General features: G+C 59.0%; 19 protein-coding genes and 3 pseudogenes. 10 read left to right on the top strand and 12 right to left on the bottom strand.

Translation table 11 applies throughout. The features are described 5' to 3' along the window. The first annotated feature begins 12 nt into the window (after nt 1–12). Genes JZZ72_RS23685 through JZZ72_RS23655 form a run of 7 tightly spaced genes read left to right on the top strand, consistent with a single transcriptional unit; the run spans nt 13 to nt 12,265 of the window. A complete protein-coding gene (locus JZZ72_RS23685) occupies nt 13–3,549 on the top strand; it encodes an alpha/beta fold hydrolase (protein WP_210015254.1) in 3,537 nt (1,178 codons plus the stop codon). After that, nucleotides 3,546–5,036, top strand: coding sequence for a flavin-containing monooxygenase (locus JZZ72_RS23680; protein WP_078481915.1), 1,491 nt, complete (start codon nt 3,546–3,548; stop codon nt 5,034–5,036). Before JZZ72_RS23685 ends, JZZ72_RS23680 begins: the two co-directional genes overlap by 4 nt. Next, complete coding sequence (locus JZZ72_RS23675; RefSeq protein ID WP_210015253.1) at nt 5,024–7,684, top strand: beta-ketoacyl synthase N-terminal-like domain-containing protein; 2,661 nt, start codon at nt 5,024–5,026, stop codon at nt 7,682–7,684. Before JZZ72_RS23680 ends, JZZ72_RS23675 begins: the two co-directional genes overlap by 13 nt. Then, the gene (locus tag JZZ72_RS23670; protein ID WP_210015252.1) at nt 7,681–9,498 is read left to right on the top strand and encodes an acyltransferase domain-containing protein; all 1,818 of its coding nucleotides are present in this window, start codon (nt 7,681–7,683) and stop codon (nt 9,496–9,498) included. Before JZZ72_RS23675 ends, JZZ72_RS23670 begins: the two co-directional genes overlap by 4 nt. Continuing rightward, a complete protein-coding gene (locus tag JZZ72_RS23665; protein WP_043860793.1) occupies nt 9,495–9,758 on the top strand; it encodes an acyl carrier protein in 264 nt (87 codons plus the stop codon). The genes JZZ72_RS23670 and JZZ72_RS23665 overlap by 4 nt, the downstream gene beginning before the upstream one ends. Continuing rightward, nucleotides 9,751–11,481 carry a fatty acyl-AMP ligase gene (locus tag JZZ72_RS23660; RefSeq protein ID WP_210015251.1) on the top strand — a complete coding sequence of 577 codons (1,731 nt, stop codon included), beginning with the start codon at nt 9,751–9,753 and terminating at the stop codon, nt 11,479–11,481. The genes JZZ72_RS23665 and JZZ72_RS23660 overlap by 8 nt, the downstream gene beginning before the upstream one ends. Next, nucleotides 11,468–12,265 (top strand): thioesterase II family protein, encoded by a 798-nt coding sequence (locus tag JZZ72_RS23655; RefSeq protein ID WP_210015250.1) that lies wholly within the window; start codon nt 11,468–11,470, stop codon nt 12,263–12,265. The genes JZZ72_RS23660 and JZZ72_RS23655 overlap by 14 nt, the downstream gene beginning before the upstream one ends. Here JZZ72_RS23655 and JZZ72_RS23650 read toward each other — a convergent pair. The 3 genes from JZZ72_RS23650 to JZZ72_RS28160 all read right to left on the bottom strand — a co-directional run bounded on the left by JZZ72_RS23650 (nt 12,262) and on the right by JZZ72_RS28160 (nt 13,992). Beyond that, entirely contained in the window at nt 12,262–12,552 is a 291-nt protein-coding gene (locus tag JZZ72_RS23650; RefSeq protein WP_210015249.1) for a DUF3077 domain-containing protein, read from the bottom strand. The two genes, JZZ72_RS23655 and JZZ72_RS23650, sit on opposite strands and share 4 nt — an antisense overlap. A gap of 200 nt (nt 12,553–12,752) precedes the next feature. Continuing rightward, nucleotides 12,753–12,980, bottom strand: coding sequence for a hypothetical protein (locus JZZ72_RS23645; protein ID WP_078481922.1), 228 nt, complete (start codon nt 12,978–12,980; stop codon nt 12,753–12,755). 646 nt (nt 12,981–13,626) lie between these two features. Then, nucleotides 13,627–13,992 carry a DUF2388 domain-containing protein gene (locus tag JZZ72_RS28160; RefSeq protein WP_210015248.1) on the bottom strand — a complete coding sequence of 122 codons (366 nt, stop codon included), beginning with the start codon at nt 13,990–13,992 and terminating at the stop codon, nt 13,627–13,629. Between the two features lie 525 nt (nt 13,993–14,517). On the opposite strand from JZZ72_RS28160, the pseudogene JZZ72_RS23635 reads away from it, so the two are divergent. After that, a pseudogene (locus JZZ72_RS23635) lies at nt 14,518–15,666 on the top strand (IS3 family transposase). 131 nt (nt 15,667–15,797) lie between these two features. Here the strand turns inward: JZZ72_RS23635 and JZZ72_RS27920 are convergent. The 4 genes and pseudogenes from JZZ72_RS27920 to JZZ72_RS23620 all read right to left on the bottom strand — a co-directional run. Then, nucleotides 15,798–16,372: pseudogene (locus JZZ72_RS27920) on the bottom strand (IS110 family transposase); the annotation flags it as partial. 533 nt (nt 16,373–16,905) lie between these two features. Next, nucleotides 16,906–17,826, bottom strand: a complete 921-nt coding sequence (locus tag JZZ72_RS23630; protein ID WP_210015247.1) for a hypothetical protein — start codon at nt 17,824–17,826, stop codon at nt 16,906–16,908. After that, on the bottom strand, nt 17,826–20,138 hold the full coding sequence (locus JZZ72_RS23625) for an ATP-binding protein (protein WP_210015246.1): 2,313 nt from the start codon (nt 20,136–20,138) through the stop codon (nt 17,826–17,828). Before JZZ72_RS23625 ends, JZZ72_RS23630 begins: the two co-directional genes overlap by 1 nt. After that, nucleotides 20,125–21,399, bottom strand: a complete 1,275-nt coding sequence (locus JZZ72_RS23620; protein ID WP_210015245.1) for a DNA cytosine methyltransferase — start codon at nt 21,397–21,399, stop codon at nt 20,125–20,127. The genes JZZ72_RS23625 and JZZ72_RS23620 overlap by 14 nt, the downstream gene beginning before the upstream one ends. Nucleotides 21,400–21,920: 521 nt before the next feature. Between JZZ72_RS23620 and JZZ72_RS23615 the strand changes: the two are divergent. Then, nucleotides 21,921–23,080: pseudogene (locus tag JZZ72_RS23615) on the top strand (IS3 family transposase). Nucleotides 23,081–23,499: 419 nt separating this feature from the next. On the opposite strand, the gene JZZ72_RS23610 reads toward JZZ72_RS23615, so the two are convergent. After that, entirely contained in the window at nt 23,500–23,796 is a 297-nt protein-coding gene (locus JZZ72_RS23610) for a hypothetical protein (protein WP_210015244.1), read from the bottom strand. Between the two features lie 154 nt (nt 23,797–23,950). Here JZZ72_RS23610 and JZZ72_RS23605 point away from each other — a divergent pair, with 154 nt between their 5' ends. Continuing rightward, nucleotides 23,951–24,190 carry a hypothetical protein gene (locus JZZ72_RS23605; protein WP_210015243.1) on the top strand — a complete coding sequence of 80 codons (240 nt, stop codon included), beginning with the start codon at nt 23,951–23,953 and terminating at the stop codon, nt 24,188–24,190. A gap of 87 nt (nt 24,191–24,277) precedes the next feature. On the opposite strand, the gene JZZ72_RS23600 is transcribed toward JZZ72_RS23605, so the two are convergent. The 4 genes from JZZ72_RS23600 to JZZ72_RS28155 form a co-directional block, all read right to left on the bottom strand. Further along, nucleotides 24,278–24,484 (bottom strand): hypothetical protein, encoded by a 207-nt coding sequence (locus JZZ72_RS23600; RefSeq protein WP_058540434.1) that lies wholly within the window; start codon nt 24,482–24,484, stop codon nt 24,278–24,280. Next, on the bottom strand, nt 24,450–24,992 hold the full coding sequence (locus JZZ72_RS23595) for a DUF2514 family protein (RefSeq protein ID WP_081315111.1): 543 nt from the start codon (nt 24,990–24,992) through the stop codon (nt 24,450–24,452). Before JZZ72_RS23595 ends, JZZ72_RS23600 begins: the two co-directional genes overlap by 35 nt. Next, nucleotides 24,989–25,483 carry a glycoside hydrolase family 24 protein gene (locus tag JZZ72_RS23590; protein WP_210015242.1) on the bottom strand — a complete coding sequence of 165 codons (495 nt, stop codon included), beginning with the start codon at nt 25,481–25,483 and terminating at the stop codon, nt 24,989–24,991. The genes JZZ72_RS23595 and JZZ72_RS23590 overlap by 4 nt, the downstream gene beginning before the upstream one ends. Before the next feature lie 56 nt (nt 25,484–25,539). Next, nucleotides 25,540–26,244 (bottom strand): tail fiber assembly protein (locus tag JZZ72_RS28155; protein WP_328825185.1); only part of this gene is annotated, 705 nt, incomplete at its 5' end.

Here is a 26,244-nt window from a genome sequence, read left to right as displayed (position 1 = left end):
GGGGAACCGACCATGAACCAACCGACCCACCTGCCCCTGACGGGCGACCCGGATGCCGGCGCGCTGAGTGCGCGCCAGGCGCTGCTGCTGCTCGACAGCCTGGATGCCGGCGCCGCGCCGCCGCTGGAGCAGCGCCTGCTGGAGGACCTGCGCGATCTGCTGCTGGGCGTGCTGAAGATCGACCCGGCGGACTTTTCGCCCACGCGTGCATTGATGGACTATGGCCTGGACTCCATCGCCTCCACCGAAATCGGCACGCTGTTCACCCAGCGCTTCGGCATCAGCGTGCCACCGACGGTGTTCTTCGAATTCCAGAACCTGCAGAGTTTCTGCGGCTACCTGCTGGCCAACCATCACGGGCAGTTGCTCGAGCATTACGGTGACAGTGCGCCCTTGCCCGCCCCCGCACCGGTTGTGGCTGCGGCGCCACCGATGGCGCAGGTGGTTGCGCCCGTGGCTGCCGGCGCAGTGGCCACACCCGCTACGCAAGGCCCCTTGAGCATCGAGGCGCTGTGGCAACGCTATGAGCACCTCGCCCCCGCTGCCCCGGCGGTGGTCCAGGGCACGCGAGTGAGCAACGAGTACGAGCCCAGCCAGGCCCTGCTCGACGAACAGTTCAGCCTGTGCCAGCAGGCCACGCGGGTGCAGATCCACCGACCCGGCGCGCCGCGCCTGGAATGCGCGACCTATGGCAGCGGCACGCCGGTGCTGATGCTGGGCGGGCTGGTGATGCAGTACGACGTGATGTGGCGCCTGCAACTGCAGGCGCTGGGGCGCGGGCACCGGTTGATCATGCTGCACCTGCCCGGCTGCGGCGAGGCCGAGCTGCCGCCCGCGTTCGACATTGCGCACCTGGTGGCCGATATCGTGGTGCTGCTGGATCAGCTGGGTATCGACCAGCCGCTGCCGGTGATCGGCTATTCGTTCGGCGGCGTGCTGGCCCAGGCCTTTGCCCTGGCCCACCCGCACCGCTGCGCAGGGCTGTGCATCAGCGTCAGTTCGCCGTTCAGCGAAGGCGCGTCGAACTTCCCGGTACTGATGGGCGAGCTGCAGAAAAGCCCGCGCTTCATGACCCTCAACCGCGGCTGGAACATGGCAGCGCTGCCGGCCTACCAGCAGGTGATCGGCGACTTCGACCTGCGCCCGCAGTTGGGCAACCTGCACTGCCCGTGCAGGATCATCTGCGCCAGCGACGATGCCTATCAGCCGCCGGCCTATTCGGCGCTGATCGCCAACGCCGTGCCGCATGCCGAACTGATCGAGGTGCAGGGCGCCGGGCACCTGCTGGGCTTTACCCATCACCAACGCTACAACCAGTTGCTGCTGGAGTTTCTGCACAACCTGCCAACCCCCGAAGGCCCGGCCCGGCGCCCCGTGCCCCCGGTGTTTCAGCCGGCCACCGCGCACACCCTGCAGACGCTGGAAGACTACGTGCGCCAGGGCGAACAGGGCCACTGCGCGATCCTGTCGGCGCCCGCCGCGCAGACCGCCCTGCTGCTCAATCACCTGGCCAAGCGCGGCAAGCGCGAGCCTGCCGATTACCGCAGCTACTTCATGACTTCGCTGGAGGAAGCCCTGGATGCGGCCCTGCGCCTGGCCCGCCACCATGCACGCAACCGCACCCCCGACGGCCAGGGCGAACTGCTGCTGATCGACGACAGCGGCTACTGGGCGCGCTACTTCAACCCGCTGCAGCGCGCCGATGCCAGTGCGCTGGTACCCGGCATCCGGGTGGTGGCGAGCCTTGCCCAGGCGCTGGCCTACCAGCGCCAGCATGGGCCCGAGCAACTGGCGGCGGTGGCCTGCATCCAGGCCGCCGACGCCAACGCCGAGGCCTGCGATGCCTGGCTGCGCGAGCTGGCCGGCAGCGGCATTCTCAGCCTGGTGGTGGAGCCTGCCCGGCAGGCCGGGCACTGGCCGTTGCTGGCGTTGTGCGAAAGCCCCGACCTGATCGTGCTGGGCGAGGGCCTAAGCGGGTTCCAGGCGCCGCTGGGCGCCTGCCTGGTACATGAACGGGTGAAGAACCCGTGGCTGATGACGCCCAACGAAAGCTATGTGCGCCATGTGATGAGCAACTTCGGCCTGCCGTTCAAGCTGGCCTTCGAACACCTGATGGCGCAGTTCGCCGCCGGGCTGAGCGTGGATGAACAACGCGAACTGCGCCGCATCGCCAGCAGCAGCGAAGCGACCTACCAGGCGCACCTGTGCTACGGCAACCGCGGTTACGCGAAGATCGCCCGCATGCACGGCTTCGATGGGCGCTTCCACGAGGCTCGCGGGGTGCGCTCACGGCTGATGCACGATGGCGAACCCTCGCGGGAAATCATCGACTGCTTTGTCAACGTGGGCACCTGCCCGCGCGGCCTCAACCCGCTGGATGTGATCGAGCAGGTCGCGCGCCAGCACGACACCCGGCGCGACTACTGGGGCGAGCTGCAAGGCCTGCTGCAGCACAACACCGGCCTGCCGATGGCGCTGCCGGCCTCCAGCAACGTCACCGCCGTGGAGGCCGCGCTGACCCTCGGCCTGCTGGCGGCCAGGGGCGAACGTCACAAACTGCTGTGCTTGAGCGGCGGGCTGGGGTTCTCGATGCTCAGCGCCGCGGCCTCGCACACGCTGGGCTTCGATATCTTCCGCGCGCCGTTCGAGCCACTGCATGCGCATACCGTGTTCATCGACCCGCTGGCCGAAGACGCCGAGGCGCAGTTGCAGGGCCACCTGCTGAGCGGCGAAATCGCCCTGGTGTGGTTCGAGACGATCCAGGTCGATGCCAATGCCTCGCGCCCGGTACCGCCCCACCTGATCGCGATGATCGAGCGCCATCGCGACGCCGGCGGCTACCTGGTGGGCATCGACGAAACCCAGACCAACCTGATGACCGGGCGCTTTCTGCACAGCCAGGCACAGGTGCCGCAGCCGGATATCGTGGCACTGGGCAGCGCGCTGTGCGACAGCCTGCTGCCGATGGGCGTGGTGCTGTGCAGCGAGGCCGTGACCCACGCTGGCGCCCAGCGACAACCGCAGCGCGTGGCCGACCTGCAGGGGCGCGGCATCAGCCAGCTGAGCGCACACCTGGCGCTGAACTGCCTGCAGGCACTGGAGCGCGAGGGTGCGCTGGCCCATGCGCGAACGCAGGGGGAGTACTTCCACCAGCGCCTGCTGGAGCTGCAACGGGCGTTCCCGCTGATTCGCGCAGTGCGCGCCGAGGGCCTGCTGCTGACGGTGGAGCTGGAGCTGGCCGGCACCCCGGCGTTTGTCGAGCGCAGCTTCGGCTACCTGCTGTGGGGCAGCCTGCTGCGCGACCCCGAAGGCGGGGTGGCGGCAGCCGTGTGCCCGATCCACAACCACTGCCTGCGCTACCTGCCGCCGCTGAACATCGACCGCGACAGCATCGACCTGATGGTCGCCAACCTGCGCCGGGCCCTGGCCCGGGGCGTGGACGGCGTGCTGCAGGACTGCGCCGAACACAACCGGCACCTGGGCGATACGCGCACTGCGCAGTTTCTGTCGAGCCTCACCCACCCTAAAAAAAAAGGACCCAACCTGTGACTGAGCACACTCGCGTCAACTCGCCAAGCCACGCCGCACCGGGTGTGGCCGCCATTCGCCCGCTGACCGGGCCAGGCCCCAGGGTGTGCATCGTCGGCGCCGGGGTCGGCGGCCTGTCGATGGCCCGCGCGCTCAAGCGCAAGCACATAGCCTTCGACTGCTTCGACAAGCGCGACCGCATCGGCGGTATCTGGGCCTTCGACCACACGGGCGAGCACACCTCGGTGTGGCACAGCATGAACATGAACACGCCCAAGGGCCTGTACCAGTTCAGCGACTTCCCCATGCCGTCGCATTACCCGGACTTCCCCTCGCACCGCCAGGTGCATGCGTACCTGGACAGCTTCGTCGAGCACTTCGCGCTGCGCGACAGCATTCACCTGGAGTGCCCGGTGCAGCACACCGAGCGCCTGGCCGACGGCACCTGGCGGGTGACCCTGGGCTCGGGCGAAGTACGCCACTACGACGCGCTGGTGGTCGCCAACGGGCACCACAACACGCCCAACCTGCCGGACTACGCAGCCACTGCCCGGATCGACAGCATCCACTCCAAACACTATCGCTATCGCCACCCCTACCAGGACAAGACCGTGATGGTGGTGGGCGTGGGCAACAGCGGCGCGCAGATTGCCGTGGACGTGAGCCACGATGCACGCATGACCTACCTGTCGCTGCGCCGTGGGGTGTACGTGCTGCCGCACTACCTGTTCGGCATTCGCGTGGACAAGGTGATGGGCCCACTCAACGACTGGTGGGTGAAGAAGCTTCTGCCCTACCCGCTGACCGGGCTGATGTTCACCGGCCTGTACAAGCTGCTGATCGCCAAGCGCAAGCAACTGGGCATGCCCAAGCCCGACCATCTGATGATGTCGAGCCTGCCGACGCTGTCGGAGAACTTCGCCAACCGCGTGGGCGACGGCAAGCTCAAGGTGGTGCCGCAGGTGCAGCGCATCGACGGCAACACCGTGCACTTCGTGGATGGCAGCAGCCTGGAAGTGGACGCGGTGATCTACGCCACGGGCTATCACACCGACTTCCCGTTCTTGCCCCAGAGCCTGTTGCAGATCGAGGAAAACCGCATTCCGCTGTACCAGCGAATCTTTTTGCCCGAGGTGCCGAACCTTGCCTTCATCGGCGTGTTCCAGGCCGTGACCTGGGGCTTTCTGGACATGATGGAGCGCCAGGCCGAGGTGGCCGCCGACTACTTTGCCGGTGCGTACCAGCGCCCCGGTGCCGAGGCCGAGCGCGCGCACATTGCCGCCGAGCGCAAGGTGATCGAGCGCGAGTTCCTGGCCACCCCACGTAACAACTACGAGATGCACGGCCCCACCTACCTGCACTACCTGGCCAAGGAGCTGCGCCAGGGTCGCGAGCGGGCCCAGGCCGGCAATCGCCAGAGCCCGTTGCTGAGCATCGCCCACACCTATGACGCCAGCAGCGCCGCACACCACGTCCAAGAGCGGGAGCCGGTCTCATGCCCGTCGTGACGCCGGTCGCCGTGGTCGGCATGAGCGCGCGCCTGCCGGGGGCGCCAGACCTGCGCGCGTTCTGGCAGCTGTTGCGCGAAGGCCGCGATGCGGTCGGCCAGGTGCCGGCCGAGCGCTGGAACTGGCGCGACCACGACAGCACGCTGAACCCCGGGGAAGAGACCACATACTGCCAGCGCGGCGGCTTCATGCCCTGGGTCGACCGCTTCGACGGGCGCTTCTTCGGCATTCTGCCCCGCGAAGCGCAAGGCATGGACCCGCAGCAACGGCTGTTCTTGCAGGCGGCCTGGGCGGCGCTGGAAGATGCCGGCTACGCGCCGGGCCAGCTGGCCAAACGGCGGGTGGGGGTGTTCGTGGGCGTGGGCCATGCCGACTACCCCACGCTGATGCGCCGCGACGGCGTGCCCAGTGATGCCTGGCGCGGCACCGGCATTGCGCTGACAGCCATCGCCAACCGGGTGTCGTACTGCCTGGACCTGCACGGCCCCAGCGAGGCCATCGACACCGCCTGCTCCAGCTCGCTGGTGGCACTGCACCGTGCCCGGCAGGCACTGCAGGACGGTGAATGCGAGCTGGCGATCGTGGGCGGGGTCAACCTGCTGCTGGGGCCGGAGCTGTTCATCGCCTTCGGCAAGGCCGGCATGCTCAGCCATGCCGGACATTGCCAGACCTTCGCCGCCAGTGCCGACGGCTATGTGCGCGGCGAAGGGGTGGCCGCGCTGGTGCTTGCGCCGCTGGCGGCAGCCCAGGCCAACGGCGACTTCATCTACGGCCAGGTGTGCGCCAGCGCGCAGAACCACGGCGGCCGTGCCCACAGCTTTACCGCGCCCAACCCCAAGGCGCAGACCGAGGTGATCACCCGGGCCTGGCAGCAGAGCGGCCATTGCCCCAGCCAGGCGCGGATGATCGAGACCCACGGCACCGGCACGCCGCTGGGTGACCCGATTGAAATCAACGCGCTGAAAAACGCCCTGCCCATGACCGAGGCCGGCACGCCCATCGCACTGGGCGCGCTCAAGAGCCAGATCGGCCACCTGGAAGCCGCGGCCGGGATTGCCTCGGTGATCAAGAGCCTGCTGTGCCTGCAGCATCGCCAGGTGGTGGGCAACCTGCACCATGACGCGCTCAACCCGCAGATCGAGCTGGCGGGCAGCCCGTTCTATCTGCCCGATGCCACGCATTCCATGGGCGAACAGGATGCACCGCTGCTGGCCGGGGTGAGTGCGTTCGGGTTTGGCGGGGTGAATGCGCATGTGGTGCTCAAGGCTGCCGACAGGGGGGGCGACAGCCCTGGCGTGCCCGACGGCCAGCCGTATCTGGTGCTGCTGTCGGCCAAGGATGAAGACGGCCTGCGCGCCCGTGCGCGGCAGTTGCTGGCGGCCTTTGGCGAGCCCTTGCCCGATGCCGGCGGCGCGCTGCGCCAGGCGCTGGACGAACGTCTGCGCGACCTGCTGGGGCTGATGCCAGGCAACGGTGTGGCCACCCGGCTTGCCGAACTGAAGATGGACGCCGAGGATTTTGTAGGTTGCCTGGAGCAGGCGCTGGACGCCCTGCAACTGGACGTACCCATCGATGCATGGCGCGGTGCGGTAAGCCTTGAAGAGGTGGTGGAGCGGCTGGTGGGCGAAGCGGCGGTGCAGCCTGAAGAGGCGGCACGGCTGGAGAGCTTGAATGCGATGCCGGGCGACCTGTCGGCCAGCCTTGCGGCCATCGCCCGCAGCCTGCAGGAGGGGCGCGATGCGATGGTGCGGCGGCTGGCGGTGGTGGTCGATAGTCGCGAGGCGTTGTTCGAACAGCTGCGGGCGTATCTGGGGTCGTCTGATTGCCCCTCGGATACCCGGTGGCACAGCGCTGATGGGCTGACCGCCAAACCGGCGCCGGAGGCAGGCAGTGGCCGGGCCGACCGTGCACTGCTCGAGCAATGGGCTGCGCATTGGGTGGCCGGCAAAGTGCCGAGCCCGGGCTGGGCCACGCTGTATGGCGACGAACCGCGGCCACACAAGTATCCCTTGCCGGCCTACCCTTGGCGGCTGGAGCGGGTGTGGTACAGCGCAGCCGTCGCAGCACCTGCGCCGGCCACGCCGGCACAGGCGTGGCTCGACTGCTGGGCGCCTGGCGCGGCGCTGCCGGGTTCATGCATGGCGCTGGCCGCCCTGGTGGACCATGTGGCCCAGCCAAGCAGCGTGCTGCACTGGAACGATGTGTGTTTTGGCCCGCCGGTTGCCCTTGCGGCAAGCGACACGCTGCACTTTACCCGCGCCCCACGGCATTGGCAGGTGAGTGTGAACGGGCAGGTGCTGCTGCAGGTCGAGACCGCGGCTGCGGTTGCTGCCGCGCCGGTATTGCAGGCGTTGCCCGTCACGGCAGAGGGTGTGCAGGCGACACTGCCTCAGGGCCTGGACGGCTACCGGCTGTGGGCTGCGCTGTTGACCCACCTGAGCACGGCGGCGGGCACCAGCCTGCCCTATCGAATTCGCACGCTGACGCTTGATCCCCAGGCGTTGCGAGACGCGCGGCAGCTGAGTGTCGAGCGCCAGGGCATGACCTTCGATGTGGCCCTGTGCACGGCCGATGGCCGCTGCGCACTGCGCCTGGAGGGCATGCAGATGCGCGCCTTCGACCTTGTGCGCCAGCAGGTGAGCGCATGAAGGCGTGGCTGTTTCAGGGCCAGGGCAGCCAGCGCAAGGGCATGGGCGCGGCGTTGTTCGCGCGTTTTCCGGCGCTGGTGGCCGAAGCCGATGCGGTGCTGGGTTACTCGATCGAGCATCTGTGCCTGGAAGACCCCGAGCAGCAGTTGAACCTCACCACCTTCACCCAGCCGGCCATCTATGTGGTGTCGTGGCTTGGCTACCTGGCGGCACGTGAGGATGGCGCCGTTGCAAGCGTTGCGGCCGGGCACAGCGTGGGTGAGTACGCGGCGCTGACCGCTGCCGGCGCGCTGGACTTCAGCCTGGGCCTGCGCATCGTCATCGAGCGGGCGCGGTTGATGGCCCAGGTGCAGGGCGGCGGGCTGGTGGCGGTGCTGGGCCACGATCGGCAGCGGGTGCAGGCACTGCTGGACGAACGGCCGGATGCAGGCCTGGCCATCGCCAATATCAACAGCCCCACACAGATCATCGTAGGGGGCACGCTGGCAGCCCTTGAACACCTGCTGGAGCACTGCACAGCGCAGGGGATTCGGGCCATTGCGCTGAAGGTGAGCGGGCCCTTTCATACCGCGCACATGGCCGCTGTGGAGCAACCGTTTCGGGACTTTCTGCAACGCATGAGCGGAGCGTTTCGCGAACCGGCATTCCCGGTGATCGCCAACGTGCACGCGCGCCCGCATACCCGCGACGGGCTGGTGGAGGCACTGTCCACACACCTGACCCACCCGGTGCAATGGCAGCAGGTGATCGAGCGCATGCTGGCCGAGGGCGTCGAGGATTTTGTCGAGATCGGCCAGCCTGCGATTCTGGGCGGGATGCTCAAGGCTATTCGTGAGCAGCCTGCCGTTGAGCGGTCGAATGCCCCTGCGCGCCCTGTGCTGGTGATTGCGCCTGACGCCCCCGCGCTGCTGAGCGAACTGGCACGCCACGGGGCCATGGGGCTGATCGACAGTCACGGCCTGGACCAAAAACAGTTGAAGGCCCGTGTGCTGCGCCTGAGTGCCGAGCCGCAGGTGGGCGGCCGTTTCGGTATCCGCCTGCATGGCCGCGCTGATCCGGCACTGATTGATTGGCTGGCGGACCAGACACTGGCCTGCATCGAGGCGCCGGCCCACTGGCAGCCCCTGCGTGAGCGCTGCCCTGGGGTGCGTTGGCAGGTGCGGGTCGAGTGCATCGATGAGCTGGAGGCTGACGCCGATGCGCTGGTGATTGCTGCCGATACACACCTGCCCCTGCTGCTGGCAGCGCTGGCCCGGCGCAAGCCTTGCGGGCCGAAGATCGGCGCCAGCGGCCTGACCGGCAGCCCTGCCAGCGCCCAGGCGATGTTCGATATGGGGGTGGATTTCGTGGTGTGCGGCAGCGTGTTTCTGCTGGGCAGCGAGGCCGGCCTGCCCGTCGAGCGTCAGCAGCAGCTTGCCGGCATGACACAGGCCGAGCATCGCCCGTTGACGGACTGGCGCTACCCCGAGTTCGCCAGCCGCACGCCCGGCTACGTGCTCGACAGCTTGCGCAACGAACAGGCCGAGGCGCTGCAGGCCTTCTACCTCAGCGACAGCGGCGGCGATCAGGCCGCGCTGCGCGACCGCCTTGGCGACGCTGCCAACCCCGCGACCCAAGCCACCTGCGCACGCCGCGCACTGCAGGCCCACATGCTCACCGGCCTCAACCAATGGCAACAGCCGGGCGATGCCTCGCTGTGGCTGTTCAATCGCTGGCGCCGGCGCTGCCGGCCCGAGCTGCCCATTCCCATGCCCACGGAGCAATTGCTCAACCTGCTCTGCCCTCCCCTCTGCCCTTCAAGGACAACGCCATGACCCTGGTCGAGACGCTGCAAACGCGCATCAGCGAATTCATCTGCTGTGAAATGGACCTGCCGCCCGAGGACATCGACCTGGATACGCCCCTGGGTGCGTTCGGGCTCGGCTCGCTGGCGGGCATGAAACTGATCGGCAGCCTGGAGCAGCAGTTTGGCTTGCGCCTGTCGCCGACCCTGGTGTTCGAGCACCCGACCATCGCCGAATTGGCCCTCGCCATCGCGGCGATTGCCGCCCGTGGGGAGGCCGCGCATGTTTGACAAGAGCTGCCTGAGCCCACAGGAACTGGCCAGTGCCACCGGCCTGCTGGCGGTGCACGATAGCCTGGCGCTGCGCGCCTGGGTGCACCCGCACAAGGTGCTGTTCACCCTGCTCGACGACCAGGGGGAAGAACAGCAGCAGGTCAGCTACCAGCAGTTGCTGGGGCGGGCCAACGCCATCGCCCGCCAGTTGCAGGCCGTGAGTGAGCCGGGTGATCGCGTGGCGCTGTTCTTCCCGCAGGGCCTGGACTTTATCGCAAGCTTTCTGGCCTGCCTGATCGCCGACCGCATCGCCGTCCCCGTCAACCTGCCGAACCGGCGCCGGGTGGAGCGTTGCCTGAGCATTCTGCATGACAGCGGCAGCCGCCTGCTGCTGGTGGCCGCAAGCGAACAGGCAATGCTGCAGCAGGCATTTGCCGGCACCCCGGCGGCGGCGCTGGCGATGCTGAGCCCTACCGACGATTGCGACGCACCGCTGGCGTTCGCCCGGCCTGCGGAGCGTGACCCACAGCGCGTCGCCTTCTTGCAGTACACCTCCGGCTCCACCTCGGCGCCCAAGGGCGTGAGGGTGAGCCACGCCAACATCACTGCCAACCTGCGCATGATGCGCGACAGCTGGGCGCTGGACCACACCAGCGACTTCGTCACCTGGCAGCCGCACCACCATGATATGGGCCTGATACTCGGGCAGCTGCTGCCCATCGTGCTGGGCAACCACACGGTGATCATGGCGCCGGCGACCTTCGTGCGTCAGCCGCTGATCTGGTTGCAGGCCATTGCGCGGTACAAGGCGCGGTTGGCCGGGGGGCCGAACTTTGCCTACAACCTGGCGGTGGAGCGTTACGACGCCGAACGCCTGCAGGGCCTGGACCTGTCCCACTGGACCCACGCCCTCAACGGCGCCGATGTGGTTCGCCCGGCAAGCCTTGCGCGCTTTGCGCAGCAGTATGCGGAGCATGGCTTCAGGGCCAGCGCGTTTGTGCCGTGCTATGGGCTGGCGGAGGCAACGCTGTTCGTGAGCGGCGGGCCGCAGGGGCGGCCGGTATGCTCGGTGGTGGTGCCCGTGGATGCGGGGGCACCGCAGGAGCTGGTGGGGTGTGGCGAGCCTTCGTGGGAGGTGGAAATCGCAATCGTCGACCCGGCCAGCCGACAGCGCTGCACGCCTGGGCACATCGGCGAAATCTGGCTACGCGGGCCGAGCATTGCACAGGGCTATTGGCAGAACCCGGCGGCGACCGAGGCGGGTTTCAAAGCGCGGATCGACGATGGCAGCCCCCTGGATTACCTGCGCACCGGCGACCTGGGTTTTGTCGGCCCCGACGACCGCCAGCTGTACGTGTGTGGCCGGCTCAAGGACCTGATCATCTGCGAGGGCCGCAACCTGCACCCCGAAGACATCGAGTACACCGTGATCGAAGCCCTGGACGAGGTGCGCCCGCAGAGTTGCGCGGTGTTCAGCCACGACAACGAGCAGCAGCGCCAGACCCTGGTGGCGGCCATCGAACTGAACCGCGAGATCAAGCGCTGGCTGCAGGACAACCCGCGTCAGCTCAAGGCGGTGGTACGCAGCGCGGTGGTGGACCAGCACGGCATCACCCTCAACCGCATCGTGTTCGTGCAGCCCACCAGCATGCACAAGACCACCAGCGGCAAGATCCAGCGCGCGAAGATGCGCCAGCTGTACCTGGCGAGCGAGCTGGACCTGTTCGATGAGACCCGCTGAGCCGCTGGTGCAGTGGCTGGCAGACGCCGAAGCGCCGGTCAGCCTGGTCTGCTTTCACTGCGCGGGCGGCAGCGCGCAGAGCTTCTTTGCGTGGAAGCAGGCGGCGGCTGGGGTATGCGAGTTGTACGCTGTGGAACTGCCGGGGCGCAGCCGGCGCTTGCGCGAGCCGTTCGCCCGCTCGGTAACGGAGGTGGCCGCGGCGTTTGCCGAGCAGTGCCAGGCGTTGCCCGACAAGCCGCTGGTGCTGTTCGGGCACAGCCTGGGCGCCCTGCTCGCCTACGAGACTGCGCGGGTGTTGCTGGCGCAGGGGGTGCGCAAGCCCGTGCACCTGCTGGTGTCTTCTCGCCAGAGCCCGGACTGGCTGCCCGTGTGCGCTGGCCTGCCAGCACTCAATGACCAGGCCTTGCGCGATTACCTGGCGAACCTTGCCGGCACGCCACGGGAGGTGCTGGCGAACCAGGCGATGATGGACCTGGCGGTGCCGATACTGCAGGCCGACCTGGAGTTGATTCTGGGGTATCGCCACACGCATGTGCGCGACCTGGACATCCCGGTGGATGCGTTTGGCGGTATGGGTGACGAGCAGGTGCGCTTTGAATCGCTGGGTTGTTGGCAGCGCGTGACCGAGGGTGGCTTCAGCCTGCGCATGATCGAGGGCGGGCACTTTGCGGTGATGCAGCAGCCGCAGGTGGTGATGGCGCGGGTGCGGGTGATCGGTGACGGCCTTGCCGCGGCCGAGGGGCAGCATCGGCGCCCTTCGCCCGCTGCTGTGCGGGGTGACTAGTCGGTGAGCATGGCGTGAGCCACGTCCTCGACCAGGGCTTTTGACATGCCGCTGAGGCAGTGCGCGGCCCAGATCAGCGAGGCGTCCTGCTGGGTGCCGGCTTGCAGGGTGAGCTTGTACACGCAGCTCATCAGCGCGGCGGCTTGTTCCAGCGCGAACTGCGCATTGTGACCGGGTTGCACGCGGAACAGCCGGTCGGCGTTGGAGGCTGCTTCGCCTTCGCCGAAGGTGCCGACGCCGATGGTTTTGATCGCGTTTGTGGCGGGTGAAATCGAATCCTTGTCCATCCAAAATGCTCCTGCAGCGTTGCCAATTTCAGGAGGTGTGGGGGCTCTACAGGCGCCGCATAACCTTGTAGGAGCTGGCCTTGCCAGCGAATGCAGACACCGCCGTAGCCGAATGCACACCACAAAACCCTGTAGGAGCGGGCTTGACCCGCGAACGACCGCTACGCGGTCGCATAGCACCCAAGCCCCCTACTACCCCATCAGTGAACAGCCTGAACCCGACTCAACGCCACCTCCACCAACCCCCGCGCGTGTTCTATCTCATGCACGGCCGCCAGGCTGAGCATCTGCTGGGGGGCTTGGGAATGAAGTAGCACCGCGTGCTGCGACACGGTCTGTGCGCAGAGCAGGTATTCGGAGAGTTGGATGAGGATGTCTTCGAGGGTCTGGGGGGTGTGGTGGGGTGGGTCTGGGACGATTTTTAGCATGGCTATCTCCTTGCTTTATGGAGCCGCCAAACACCCTGCTGTCAAACAAGAAGGTGGCAGCTATACGCGGGTTGACAGACCGAGAAAGCAAGGAACCCGGCGCACACGAGTGTGCCCCACGTACAGCCGCCATAAAGCGAGCACATGCGGATTGCTTGATATCGATCTGTCAAAACCGGTCGTTGGATTGACAACGACGTGGGGAGACTAGAGCGGTATGAAGGCGCCCGCAATGGCTGGAAAGCGGCGGAAGTATGAATGGGAAATGGACTACACGGAATAAGGAATGTCTGAAATTTTCGGAGAAACTGTACGTTTAGTCTTGTATCAGAAGGCTACTCAGACAGTAAGGTGGCAGCTGTACTTGGGTTGACAGACCGAGAGCATTGAAACTCGGCGCACGTTGATGTGCCCCACGTACAGCCACCATAAAGATGCACCTACGCTAGGCGTCGGAGACGATTTGGCAAAAACGGGCGCTTAATTGGCTGCGACGAAGGGAGCGTAGTAGAGCGACGGATGCGGCGCCATGACGAGTGTGCAGCCAAACTGCGATTCGGAAAGTGACTACAGGAAAGTTGGAAAATTTGAGGTTCGGATGTGACGGATTGTAAATTTGCGTGAGAACAGCGATTCAGCCAGAGCTCTAGTTCGCTGGCTGATAAGCCAAGATCGCCTTCGCCAGCCGCATCTCGTCCTCAGTGGTAATCGTGCGCGTGGGCTGCAGCGCTATGAAGGCGGCTTGTAGCTCTGCGCCCAGAATGGTGCCGTCGCTAGCCACGTAGGCAGCAGCATCATTGCGGGCGTCCACGATTTTTTTATCCTGGCTTTTGCTGCTATTTCGGCTGCTGGCTTCCGCGTCCTCGGTCAGTGTCACGGGAAACAGCGTCACGGCCAGAGAAGACGTAACGATTACTCCGAGGAACGTGGGTTCTACGGCGCGTCCATCCCCGGCTTGTGCGGATGGGATGGCGGAAAAACTGAGCACAATTGCCGCTATAAGTTTGCGCACCTACTCGCTTCCTGCGTTAGACCGATCGGGCAAAAACGCAATGTACGCGCATTCGGGCGAAGTATCGACTGAGGGAACATCAAACGGACAACATTGGACCAATTGGGGGGTTAACACATACCAGCAGTCGATCAAGTAGGTGGTGGCGGTACGCGGGTTGACAGACCGAGGACTCTAGAACTCGGCGCACAGAATGTGCCCCACGTACAGCCGCCATAAAGGGTGCACGTGCGCCAAGAGTCAGGGATGGCCTGTCAAAGCCGGTCGTTGATGAGCAACAACGCGGAGGAGACTAGAGCGCTGACAGGGCCGGCGCAATGGCTGGCGTGCGGCGGGAGTATGATTGGGAAAGAGACGACAGGGAATAGGGAAAGGCTGAGGTTTGGATGTAACGGATTGCAAATCCGTTGTGAGAAAGGCGCTTTAGCCAGGACTTTAGTTCCCTGATTGATAGGCCAGGATGGAATCGCCCCTGGTTTCGTAGACACCTCCAAGCCTCATAATGAGGCCCAAATAGGAGGTGCCATGAGTCGTCAGCGTTACCCCGAAGAGTTCAAGATCGAAGCGGTCAAGCAAGTGACCGAAAAAGGCAAACCTGTTGCCGATGTCGCCCAGCGTCTGGGCATGTCCGTGCACAGCCTTTACGCCTGGATCAAGGTCTACAGCAAGCCCCAAGAGCAGCGTCAGCAAGATGATGATCAGCAGGCCGAGTTGCGCAAGCTACGCGCTGAACTCAAGCGTGTGACGGAAGAGAGAGACATCTTAAAGAAGGCCGCCGCGTACTTTGCCAAGGAGTGCGGCTGAAGTACGCCTTTATCAAGCAGCACGCGGGCGAGTATTCGATTCGACGGCTTTGCCTGACGCTGAAAGTCCATCCCAGCGGTTATTACGCCTGCTGGCTGAGCCGCAATCTCTACGAGCCAGAGACGACCAGCGACTGCTGGGTTTGATTAAGCATTCATGGTTGGAGAGCGGCGGCGTTTATGGCTATCGCAAAATCCATGACGATCTGCGCGAGGCCGGCGAGGATTGTGGTCGTCATCGTGTGGCAAGGCTGATGCGTCTTGAAGGTCTGCGTTCTCAGTCAGGTTATCGACGTCGCCCTGGAAAGTACGGCGGTAAGCCAGCAATCGCCTCACCCAACTTGCTGAAGCGCCAGTTTGATGTCGTAGAACCCAACAAGGTTTGGGTCACCGACATCACTACATTCGTACGTACGAAGGCTGGCTGTATTTAGCAGTGGTGCTGGATCTGTTTTCTCGTCAGGTTGTTGGCTGGTCAATGAAGTCGCAGATGACCAGTGATTTGGCCATTGATGCGTTATTGATGGCGGTTTGGAGGCGAAAACCGAAACAGGAGGTGATGGTTCACTCCGATCAGGGCAGCCAATACAGCAGTTCCGATTGGCGCAGCTTTTTGAAGGCGAACAATTTGGTTGCCAGCATGAGTCGCCGAGGCAACTGTCATGACAATGCCGTGGCCGAGAGCTTTTTCCAACTTCTGAAACGGGAACGGATCAGGCGGAAAATCTACACCACGCGGGAAGATGCTCGTAGTGATGTGTTCGATTACATCGAGATGTTCTACAACGTAAAACGTCGGCATGGCTTCAACAATCAGCTGTCGCCGGTAGAGTATGAGAAACGCTATGTTCTGAGCTTGGAGAGTGTCTAGGAAACCAGGGGCGATTCAAACGCCGCCATGGTTTCAACAATCAGCTATCACCGGTAGAGTTTGAAAAGCGTTACGCAATGAGCTTGCAAGGTGTCTAGAGAATCCGGGGCGATTCAGACGCGAGCTGACTAGTCAGATAATTCCGGCCGCGACGCTGCCAGCATTCGAATCAACTGTATTCGCGTCAGTTTTCGTAATGTCTCGAAGCTCATCTGGTGCGCTGACGATGGTGCTCTGAATAAGTTGCAACGTCACCCGGCGAGCCTGGATTGCCGTCTTGCGGCAAACCTTGAGTACACGTAACGATTCGACCATCCCATCTCGCTTCTTAGGGGGGACTGTTCGAACACCTGCGAAAGCCGCGTGAGCTGCGTTACAGACATCCAGCGTATCGTCATTGCCCCGTTAGCGCCTATCGCTTCTGTCGGGCGCTGTCACTTCAAGAACAGTCACCTTAGCTTGATACAAGTATCGCAGCAGCCCGGCCCCATATGTTCCAGTGCATTCAATGCCCACACGTGTCAGCTCGCCGAACGAGCACATCCACGTCAGCATATGTTTATATGCCATGCCGTGTCGTCGCAAAACACTCGCTGGCTAGAACACGATCAAGTTCATCTCTGACTGCCGCTACATGTAAGTCTTTATGGGTATCCACGCCACATACGACTCGTTTCTGAAATCCTTCGGCTTCGACGTAGCGCATAGTTGGTTGCTCCAAATTTGGGATCACAGACCAATCCGCTCGAGCCGAGTACGTGGACAAGGCAGTAAAGTGACGTAACGTCAGGCCCTTCTAGGGTCACAGTCATCGGTGAGGCGAAAACCTCGACGTGCAGCGCTCCCGGCTGGCCGACAGGTCCAAGGAAAGACACAAGGCCAATCGGAGTGGGGGTTAGGCCAACCAGGGCACCTCACGACGCCAGATCATTCCTTATTGGTCCATCGCTGTGTGGGTCAGGCCATCCGGAAACACTGGCAATCACATTCTTACTGTCGCTGTGAAACAGAGCGTTCTGAGGCTAGCCACGCAGCTCAGGGCTGCAACCACCCGACTCACAACGCGAAGGTCGAACAGATCCTCACAGCCATCAAGATATTGCCAGCGCCTTGGATCCACACATACGTAGTATCACCGCATCAGTTCTCACGATCTGAATTCTCTAATTTTTTAGAGGTGATATTCAGTTAGGCGGGCAAATTCAGAAATTATTAAAACATGTGAGTGAGCTTTCGATTTTAGGGCAGATGGTTGAAGAAGCCATTTATGTGCAGTGCTGCATCGTAGTGCTCTCTTAGTTTAAGTAACAAGTTACGCATCTCTTCTGGCCCCCATACTTTTTTGTTGCGATCTTGAAATACGGGTATTCCTTCTATATTCGTCGTTCTTGCATGAGCAAACTCAATTCTATGTTGGTTGATTTCGTCTGCAAATCTAGATATGACCTGATGGCAGCTTAGGCTCATATTGCTACCATCCTCCTCCAGAAGTTGTAATAATAAGTTTACCTTGATCCGCAGATTTAGTTTTTTAATTATTTTTTCGATTTTCATTGATTCAAATCTTGGAAGGTTCACTTTCTGAAGCTCATCTATAAATTCTTGAAGTGATTCTTTAGCCATCTCGCGTATGTCCGTTTCACTAGGATGGCCCTTCTTCCGTATTATTGCATTGATAGTATCTTCAAATAGCCCCTCCAGTTCACCTACCGAGCCTACGACCAAACCTCTCATATAATTCGGGTGAACTACGCGACGTATAGCATTTTGTGCTAGTGCAAATACTTCATGAGCTAATGAGGTGCGTTGCATGCAATATACGCCGTCAACTTTTTCAATATACAATCTGTTTCTAAGTTCTTCATCTGGGGCAGAGCTGTAGAAAACCATATCTCCGTATGTCTGGCTTCTTATAAGTTTTGTGATTTTATGGCCGATTTTTCCGACACCTAAGTCGTAGTCAATCATAATCAAGTCATACGGAGAGTGTTTGCGGAGCGAGTCTAGTAAAGGCTTTAAACTATCTTCGTCAAATCTATCCTGCCACGTAATATGGATGTTTAAGCCCACGCTATGCAAACGGTTTTCTAAGTTTTTTATTACGCCAGAAAGTTCATCTTTCTGGTCGTCTAGCCAAAGAATGCAGTAGGTGGCGTCCATTAGTTATACACCTTGATTTCGAAGGTTGTGCCCGTAAATGATGAGCTTGTAAGGCTTATTGTCCCATTTATTTTTTGCAATAGCTGCCTTACGTTATATAGTCCGAGGCCTGATCCACTCGTAGTGGTGACACCCTTTTCAAAAATGGATTCCTTATTAATGATTTCGCCAGAAATGCCGATTCCATCATCTTTAAGAATAACGGTTAGAACGTTGCTCTGGGTTTTGTCGATATAAATATCTATTTTTGAGGCTTTCGCTTTAATTGCATTATCAATCAGGTTGTCAATTATTATGCAAACCTCAATTGGTTTGAATTGCAAGTTAAAGTTTGATGCGGAGCGGTGAGTAGATATTTTTATGCGGCTTTTGTATACTTTACATATTTTCTCTATGTATTGATCGATATAGGCTGCAAAGTCTTCGTGTATGGTGTTAGAGTCAAGCTTGAAGTTCGCTTTCGTTGCAAATCTAGACGCTGCTATGACTTGTTGATTAAGAAGTAGTAAATGCTCAAGTATTTCTTGTGCATCTTCTCTCGACAGCCCTTTTTTGCTATTCAAAGTAAAAAGGCCTGCCTCAACTAAATTTACGGCATTGCTCGCATATATTATAACTTGATGGTGTAAGCTTTCGAGGACATCTTTATCGTAGCTCTGAAGAGAGGTTAGAAATAAATTTTTTTCAACTTCCAGTTTTAATTCTTTTTCTGCACGTACCGCAGTGGCTTCAGCTTTTTTCCGCTCGTCTCTCTCTCGCTCGGCGTACTGAATCGCTTCGGCTTCAGCTTTGAGCATTTCCAAATAGCGTGCTTTGGCAGCAGTTGCTTCTGCTTGCAAATCTTTATTGCCAATTTTTTCTGCGATATTAGAAAGATTATCTATCGTCTTATTAAAGTCTTTGGTTTTGTTGTCGATGACCCCAAGTATATCGTCTGCGAAGTAGTCAATACGAATGTCTGGAGAGTTTGATAGTTTATTAATGACGTCAATAATTCTTGATTTTACTTCGTCGCGTGTAAGATGACTCGAGTCCATTAGGTCCGTGTCATATTTTATTCGCCAGTTCACTCCAACAACATAGTTCTCCAAGCGTATTATGCATTTTTTCCACAATACGTCATTTAGTTGTGAGTAAGCCTCGGTTTCTATAAGCCCTTTATCTCGACTAGATGATTCTTTGAATTTTGAGTCATCGCCATAAACATCAATTTTGCCTAGAATATCTCGCGTACCTAAATATCGGGAATGACCTTGCTGTTTGCGTCGATCAATTCCGAATGAATCATCTAATTGCTCCCCAATAGGATAAACCCGAAATCCATTTTTGAACAAAAATACAGATCCAAACGAAACCGAATTAACTCCCATTCGGCGCGCAAAAGTGGACTTGGCTGACCGGTTTAAATAGAAGAGATTGCATTCGAACCCAGAGTCTTCGAGCTCTTGATGTTTGTTGTCTTCACTTATTGAGTAAATTATTTTGCCGCGGTCTACCAGGTCTGTCTTGATAGTCCCGTTAGATATTGTTGTTCGTAACCAGGTTGTCTTTTCTTGTAGTGTTTGAAAAATAAAATTTTCTACAGGCCCGTTAATTACTTCATTTGGATGTGGGTCTTCGGTATTCTGAAGTATTTTTTGATCTTCTGCTTTTTGAGACTCGGCATAAATATTTACAGCGAAGGTTTCTTTTTGAGGGCCGAATGGATTTATTAATTTTGCCAACGAAGATTTTAAGTCATGCAGTTTTTGCCGGTTCCACTTCTCCCTGAGAAAGCCTATCTCCAAAATAGTGCCATGTGTATGCGCAAATTTTACTTCTGGAGGAAGAGTGAACGCTGCTTGTGATGAATGTTTTATATCAATATTTATAAAGTCGGCTTTCGCTGAGGCTTCGAAATCACTCCATACTACCTCAAGACGGTTCACCTCTACGTTATGTGCTTTTTTTGTTTGGAGAATAAGTAATTCGCCGAGACGATCGCAGGAAAATCGCCCAACACCCTTACTGCCGGCATACCTTTTTATACTAATATTTTCTCTGTAATCACTGTTTGATACATCCTCGGAGCCATCCTGTTTTGCTGAATAAGCGACGAACAACCACTTATTCAGTAAATCATCATAAGACATGCCTTTTCCGTTATCGCAAATGAACAGACAGTCATCTGTGAAATGGATATTGACTTCACTTGCCCCCGCGTCAAACGAGTTTTTTACAAGTTCGAAAACTGCCACGAAATCATCGGTGATCAGATCGCGACCAATAATTGACTTTAAGTGTGAGCTCACCCTGAAGTTAAGTGGCTTCATCAAGTTTTCCTTCCGCTGGATATGATGCTGAAATCTGGTGATCTAGGCATTTTATCAATAGCCCCATTGCTTCTCCCAAAAGCGGTGGGACAGCATTGCCAATCTGAGTGTATCGAGGGCATTCAAGTTTTCTGCTTTTTCCTCCTGTGGTGTACTTTCCTACAAACTCAAACCAATCTGGGAATGATTGAATACGAGCAGTTTCTCTAGCAGTAAGAATGCGTAGCTCGCTATAATGTATTATATCGTCTGGGAGAGTTGTAATCGTTGGCGCGGGTGCAGATTTTGTCAGAACCGTTATTGCATGTTTTTTTAACCCCAGATTATCTCTGGCTTTTTTAGACAACGATCGCCCTGGCTCTGAAGCTCTCTGAATTTTGCTGAACTGGAGTATTGTATTTGGCTTATGTCGAGGTAAACGCCGGCTATTAGGAGCAGCATCAAAACCCTCGCGCATTAGATGTAAGTATGGAGAGTAAATTTGCGGTGCTTGGTAGGCTGCCTCTAAAAAGCCGGGCATGCTTGAGTCGACGCACTCGACCAATTTCCGATCTCTAGTTTCTAGATCTGATATAGCTTCTTGAACAGAAGTTGGTCTAAGTAGAGGTAATTTTTTTTGTTCTTTAAATTGATCGCTGAATCCAAGTAGCTCTTCAAAGAAATTTACTTCTTTGTTTCGGAGTGTGCAGATTATTAAATATCGATGTCTATTTTGAGGTACTCCAAATCTTGCACAGTTTAATTTCCCGCGCGATACGCTATAGCCAATAGTTGATAGTTCTTCACATATGAAGTCGGCATACGAACGTTCAAAATTTTTTTGATTTTCTTGGTCTGTGCGTTTTTTTTCACTGAATTTACTGTTAAAGCCGCTAACGTTTTCAATTATTAAATAAGTAGGTCTAATGATTTTCACTAATTCAAGATACTGCTCGGCCATCTTGTTTCTGGGGTCGGCTGGGTTTCTTCTACCTGCTGTGGAAAACCCCTGGCATGGAGGTCCCCCGACCATTAAATCAATTTTCCCTCGCAGATCTTTAATGTTTTCTGAATAAGTACTAAGAAAATCTTCACAGCTCATAGCTTGTTTAGGTAGCCATTTTGGCCATTCGAACTGGTAGCGGTGGCCGTCGACCAGATTATGACGCAAAGTTTCAAAAGCCATTGGGCTTTTTTCTATTGCGGCAACGCCTCGAAATCCAGCTTTTAAAAGCCCCAGAGAAAGTCCCCCGCAGCCTGCGAAAACATCAATAAATTTCATTTTGAACCTGCTACCTCAAGCATATACTTCATTTAATGGTTTTAACGAAATAGAGGTTTAGGAATAGGCGGGTGGATTTTGCACAGTTCAACTATAGATCCGCAGTAATATGACTTGGTAGGCGGAGATAGCACAGTGAACAGGAAAGTTGTCTTCGTCCATAAATGCAACCTTGTGGTAAAAAATAGGATAGTGATTAAGCTGACGACGCTAAAATCTGTCTATTGTGCCACAATGATGTTGCCGCGCCACTATCCAAAAGCCTTAAAATTGCGCACCGCTTGTCACTTATTCGGTCCATTGGGGCCTTTACGACCTGCTTCGGGCATGCTCTCAGTGCGGCCAGTGAAGCAATCAGGTCATGGTTGCTCATGACCTTCTGGCGCTAAAGATGTCAGTACCTTGCAGACATCTGTCTTGCTGAACAGCCTTTAGCCCGCGCGTAGAGTTTTCGCAACTGTAGTGGTCTAATGATCCGGACACCCATTTAGGCGAGAATGCTCGCCATAGAAAGGTGTCTGATGACCATGCAACGTCGTACCATTACGCCCGAATTCAAACGCGAAGCTGCCAGCCTGGTGCTCGACCAAGGCTACAGCCACATCGAAGCAGCCCGTTCGCTCGGGTTGATTGAGTCGGCGCTGCGTCGATGGTAAACCAGCTCCAGGAAGAGCGAAACGGTGTGACCCCAACCAGTAAAGCGCTGCCCCCCGAACAGCGAAAAATTCAAGCGTTAGAAGCCCGGATCAATCGGCTTGAGCGGGAGAAATTGATCTTGAAAAAGGCCACCGCGCTCTTGATGGCCGAGGAACACGAGCGTTCGCGTTAATTGATCAGCTCCGCGCTCAAGAGCCTGTTGATCTGTTGTGCTCGGTATTTGAAGTGCCCCGATCCTGCTATTACGCACACTGTCGCAAGCGTCGATCTCCAGACGTTAAGCGGCTGGTGTTGCGCAGCCGCGTCAACGAGCTGTTTACCCAAAGCCGCAGCGCAGCGGGCAGCCGAAGCACCATGCTCATGATGCGCGAGGACGGCATGGCGATTGGGCGATTCAAGGTTCGCAGGCTGATGAAAGAGATGAAGCTGATTAGCAAACAGCCCGGCTCACACGCCTACAAAAGGGCGACGGTGGAGCGGCCAGACACCCCGAACGTGCTGGGTCGAGCGTTCACGGTGGCGGTGCCGAATGAAGTCGGGTGCGGAGATATCACGTATGGCTGGGCGCAAGGTCGCTGGCATTATGTGGCGGCCGTGATCGACCTTTTCGCACGCCGAGTAGTAGGCTGGGCGTTTTCATCGAAGCCCGATGCTGACCTGGTGACCAAGGCTTTGGACATGGCCTATGAGAAGCGCGGCCGCCCTCAGAACGTACTATTTCATTCGAACCAAGGCAGTCAATATGGCAGTCGTAGCTTCCGTCAGCGTCTGTGGCGTTATCGCTTCAAGCAGAGCATGAGCCGACGAGGAAACTGTCACGATAATGCCCCAATGGAGCGGTTGTTTCGCAGCCTGAAAACGGAATGGATACCGACCGTAGGCTACATGAGCACTTCGTTAGCACAACAGGATATCGGCCGGTTTGATGCAGCGCTACAACTGGCAACGGCCACACCAATTCAACGGCGGGCTAGCGCCCGCAGTCGTTGAAGAAAAACTTAACGCAGTGTCCGGGATTAGTTGACCACTACACATGCGAAACAAGCGCCGTACAGCCCAGCCATCACATCGACTCAACTCTGAGACCCGCCGGTGAGATACAGCGCAGCGCACATGCCAATCAACCTCAAAGGCTGTCTTGCCCTATGTTTGCCCTAGAACCGAGGGCAGATAAAAACGCAGGCATAAAAAAATCCAGTCACCGCTAAGTGACTGGATTTCTTGAGGTTTTTTGGTCGGGACGGAGTGATTCGAACACTCGACCCCTTGCACCCCATGCATGCCAAGCAAGCTAACGGCATGATATCACAGCACTTTTCGGCGCGCTCGCTGCAACCGAACGTCCATAGGTGTCCGTGAGCATCCACAAGAGTCACGCATTTCTCACGCAGCCACGGCTGCCCATCCCGGCGTTCTGCCGACCTTTCCCCTTCCTTCATATAGCTACTCACAGGTGGGCTTACCGCTACCCTGTATCACCTGTGCGCCGCCGGGATGATCCTGCGGATAGTCGCCAAACAAGCCCAGCGCCCAGGCCTCTTCGTGCTCTATCAGCGCCCAAAGCCGCGCCGCTTCGACAAGCTCGAGCATTTCGCCCATTTCCTCGAACGATACCTCGCGCAGGAGGTACAAGGCATAGGCCTGCTGCCGCAGAACTTCAACGCGGGCATCTGGATCGCTGATCAAGAGCTCGCGGTCGTAGAGCTCGGCGACCCATGCTTTGGGGTACGGGATAGGCATGGCTGACACTGTATGTAAAAACAGTATCGTAAGGCCATGAATGAGTCGAGGCAATTGCCGGTCAGCGGCAAGCCGAGGCGTTCCGTGGGTCGCTGTGCCTGGCAAAGTCTCGTGCTATACATACATATTTAATTTGTCAGAAAGCGGGGTGGGTATGGGCTGGAATGATCATGTTGACTGGGAGCTGAATGACGCCATCCAAGATTTGCTGGATGAAGGACTTCTGACAGAAGGTACACCGGCCTACGGCGTCGCTCAGCAGGTGATCAATAGCGGTTACGATAGCTTGAGCGATAAGCAGAAACATGTGTTCGACACATACGTTGCCACTCCATTGGGCCGGCGACAGAAGGAACTTGAAATCAGGCGGATCATCGACTCGAATCCCGATTAAGCTTACTGACAAGGCCTGTTGGCTGCCTCGAGCTGCTTCCTAAGCGATCCGCTGCCGTCGGTCTCGCGCAGGCCGGCAGCCTTCAGGCTAATGACGAGTTGCCGCCTGACCTCCAAGCACAGCCTGCTGATACTCGCTGACAGCCTGCATAAGCGATTCTGCCTCAAGCCGCAGGCGATCGACCTCTTCTGCGGCAGTCAGTGAATCTCGCGCCTCGTGATAGCGTCGCACCGCATCCATCGCCTGCTGCATCAGCGGCTCACCCGCCGCCATCTTCTCCTGCAAGTCGTCCATGCTGCCCTCCGATTTCGGTCAGGGCAGTATAGGCCTGTTCGCAGGTTGCTCCCCTTCCCCGGCTTTGATCAGCATCTGTCGCCAGGTCTCCCGCTCTTTCATCAGCGCGCTTGAGCACGTCGGCAAGCACCAGGGCGACGCGGGAAGCTGCCGCGCTTGCTGCGGCAGTGCAGGAATGGCCGCTGGCCGCACTTGCGGCACGGCCGGCTGCTCGATCGACTTCATCCCGCAGGCTGAGATCAGCACGAGCAGCGGCAGCATCAGCCACCGCACGGTCAATGGTTTTCTGTCCATCCTGAATCGCCTTGTTGATTGATTGTTGGCGGGCTTGTTCCTTGCTGCGCTCTTCAGCTTCAGCCAAGGCCCAGGCCTGCTTGTCGCTGGCATCGCGCGCAGCCCACCTGTCCTGCCACTCACTATCCTTGGTCGTGCGCCCGTGGTCGTAGGCCCCCCAGTACGACGCAACCAGCAGCAATAGTGCGGCCGCACGCCAGACCCAGCCGCTCACGCAAGCCTCCCGCCTGCGGCGATGTAGTGCGACAGCAGGTCATCCAGCTTGCGCTCATGCTGCCCGTACCCAGCGCCTGGCAGGCTGGCCCAGATGTTCCGGCACTTCGTGATTGCGGCCTGGATATGGCCGGCGTGCACGTCCGCCAGGGCGCCGCGCTCCTTGATCAGGTGCAGTGCCAGCTTGTCTTGGCTGGTGGGCCCGAAGTCGGGCAGCTTGAGCAGGTCGCGGTAGTGCGGCCAGTAGCGCTGGAGTTGCTGGTACCGGCCTGCGGCCGTGGACTTGAGGCCCTTGTTGTTCACGGTCACCAGCACGCCAGGATGGGTGCTGTAGCTCTTGAAGGTGTTCGGACTGTCGATGCCGCCAACCACCACGTCATAGCCGTCGTCGCGGGTGTGCTTGCTGATCGACGTGCCTTCGGACCATGCCAGCATGTCGAGGAAAGCGAGAGCGTTCTTGCTGCCCGCCAGTGAGTCGGAAATTCGAGCCATGTGTTTCTCCAGGCAATAAAAAACCCGCCGCGGCGGGTATCGTTGTTCGGCTGTGGTCAGGCCGGCGGCACGGGCCAGTCGATGTCGACTGGGTATCCTGATTGCTCTGGCAGGCGGTTCAGCGCGACCCGGTATTTCTTCCAGGCCTTCAGCGCAGTGGCTTCAGCCTCGGTTGCGTCGTCGAGGTCGACCGCATCCTGCAGCGGTGCGATTGCCGAGTCGGCAGCGCCTCGTTGAGCGGCGATTTCTGCTTGCACGCCGGCCAGGTGCTGTGCTGCAGCGGCTTCACGCTTTATTTCTGCAGTGACCATCTGGCTCCAGTCGATCGAGCCGATGGTATCTGGCCAGGAAACCTCAGGCTGCTCGGGCTTGGGGTCGAAGTCTGTGGGGAGCTGAATGCGGCCCTCTTGTGGATTGACGATATCCACCGGGAATCGTGACTGCGCGCTTGCCATCGCGCCATGAGGAAGCCTGACGGTCAACGTAAGCTCTCCGGCGACCCGCTCGATTGGCCCATACAGCCACGAGCAGTTCGTCGCAGTTGCAGGCAGCATCGCGCCGTCATGCACGCCTTCGAAATCGAGCTTCATGCCGTTGATCGTGATCGATTCGCCGCTCCTGCTGAGCACGAGTATTTCGTCTGCACTGAACGGTGACAATTTAATGCGCATCAGTACCACCTCCCTTGCACAACAATGTTTATGGTTCTCACCGGTACGCCAGGGGATGAAGTGAAGTAGGCCTTCACACTGATGTTGTTG

Source organism: Pseudomonas palmensis, assembly GCF_017848315.1.
GTDB lineage: Bacteria > Pseudomonadota > Gammaproteobacteria > Pseudomonadales > Pseudomonadaceae > Aquipseudomonas > Aquipseudomonas palmensis.
The sequence above is the reverse complement of the archived record's forward strand: the minus strand, read 5'-3'. Positions and strand labels throughout refer to the sequence as shown.

Bases quoted from the DNA above. Each gene is read 5' to 3' on its own strand.
- JZZ72_RS23685 (WP_210015254.1), top strand. From the start codon at position 13: ATGAACCAACCGACCCACCTGCCCCTGACGGGCGACCCGGATGCCGGC.
- JZZ72_RS23675 (WP_210015253.1), top strand. From the start codon at position 5,024: ATGCCCGTCGTGACGCCGGTCGCCGTGGTCGGCATGAGCGCGCGCCTG.
- JZZ72_RS23670 (WP_210015252.1), top strand. From the start codon at position 7,681: ATGAAGGCGTGGCTGTTTCAGGGCCAGGGCAGCCAGCGCAAGGGCATG.
- JZZ72_RS23665 (WP_043860793.1), top strand. From the start codon at position 9,495: ATGACCCTGGTCGAGACGCTGCAAACGCGCATCAGCGAATTCATCTGC.
- JZZ72_RS23660 (WP_210015251.1), top strand. From the start codon at position 9,751: ATGTTTGACAAGAGCTGCCTGAGCCCACAGGAACTGGCCAGTGCCACC.
- JZZ72_RS23655 (WP_210015250.1), top strand. From the start codon at position 11,468: ATGAGACCCGCTGAGCCGCTGGTGCAGTGGCTGGCAGACGCCGAAGCG.
- JZZ72_RS23650 (WP_210015249.1), bottom strand. From the start codon at position 12,552: ATGGACAAGGATTCGATTTCACCCGCCACAAACGCGATCAAAACCATC.
- JZZ72_RS23645 (WP_078481922.1), bottom strand. From the start codon at position 12,980: ATGCTAAAAATCGTCCCAGACCCACCCCACCACACCCCCCAGACCCTC.
- JZZ72_RS23630 (WP_210015247.1), bottom strand. From the start codon at position 17,826: ATGGACGCCACCTACTGCATTCTTTGGCTAGACGACCAGAAAGATGAA.
- JZZ72_RS23625 (WP_210015246.1), bottom strand. From the start codon at position 20,138: ATGAAGCCACTTAACTTCAGGGTGAGCTCACACTTAAAGTCAATTATT.
- JZZ72_RS23620 (WP_210015245.1), bottom strand. From the start codon at position 21,399: ATGAAATTTATTGATGTTTTCGCAGGCTGCGGGGGACTTTCTCTGGGG.
- JZZ72_RS23610 (WP_210015244.1), bottom strand. From the start codon at position 23,796: ATGCCTATCCCGTACCCCAAAGCATGGGTCGCCGAGCTCTACGACCGC.
- JZZ72_RS23605 (WP_210015243.1), top strand. From the start codon at position 23,951: ATGGGCTGGAATGATCATGTTGACTGGGAGCTGAATGACGCCATCCAA.
- JZZ72_RS23600 (WP_058540434.1), bottom strand. From the start codon at position 24,484: ATGGACGACTTGCAGGAGAAGATGGCGGCGGGTGAGCCGCTGATGCAG.
- JZZ72_RS23590 (WP_210015242.1), bottom strand. From the start codon at position 25,483: ATGGCTCGAATTTCCGACTCACTGGCGGGCAGCAAGAACGCTCTCGCT.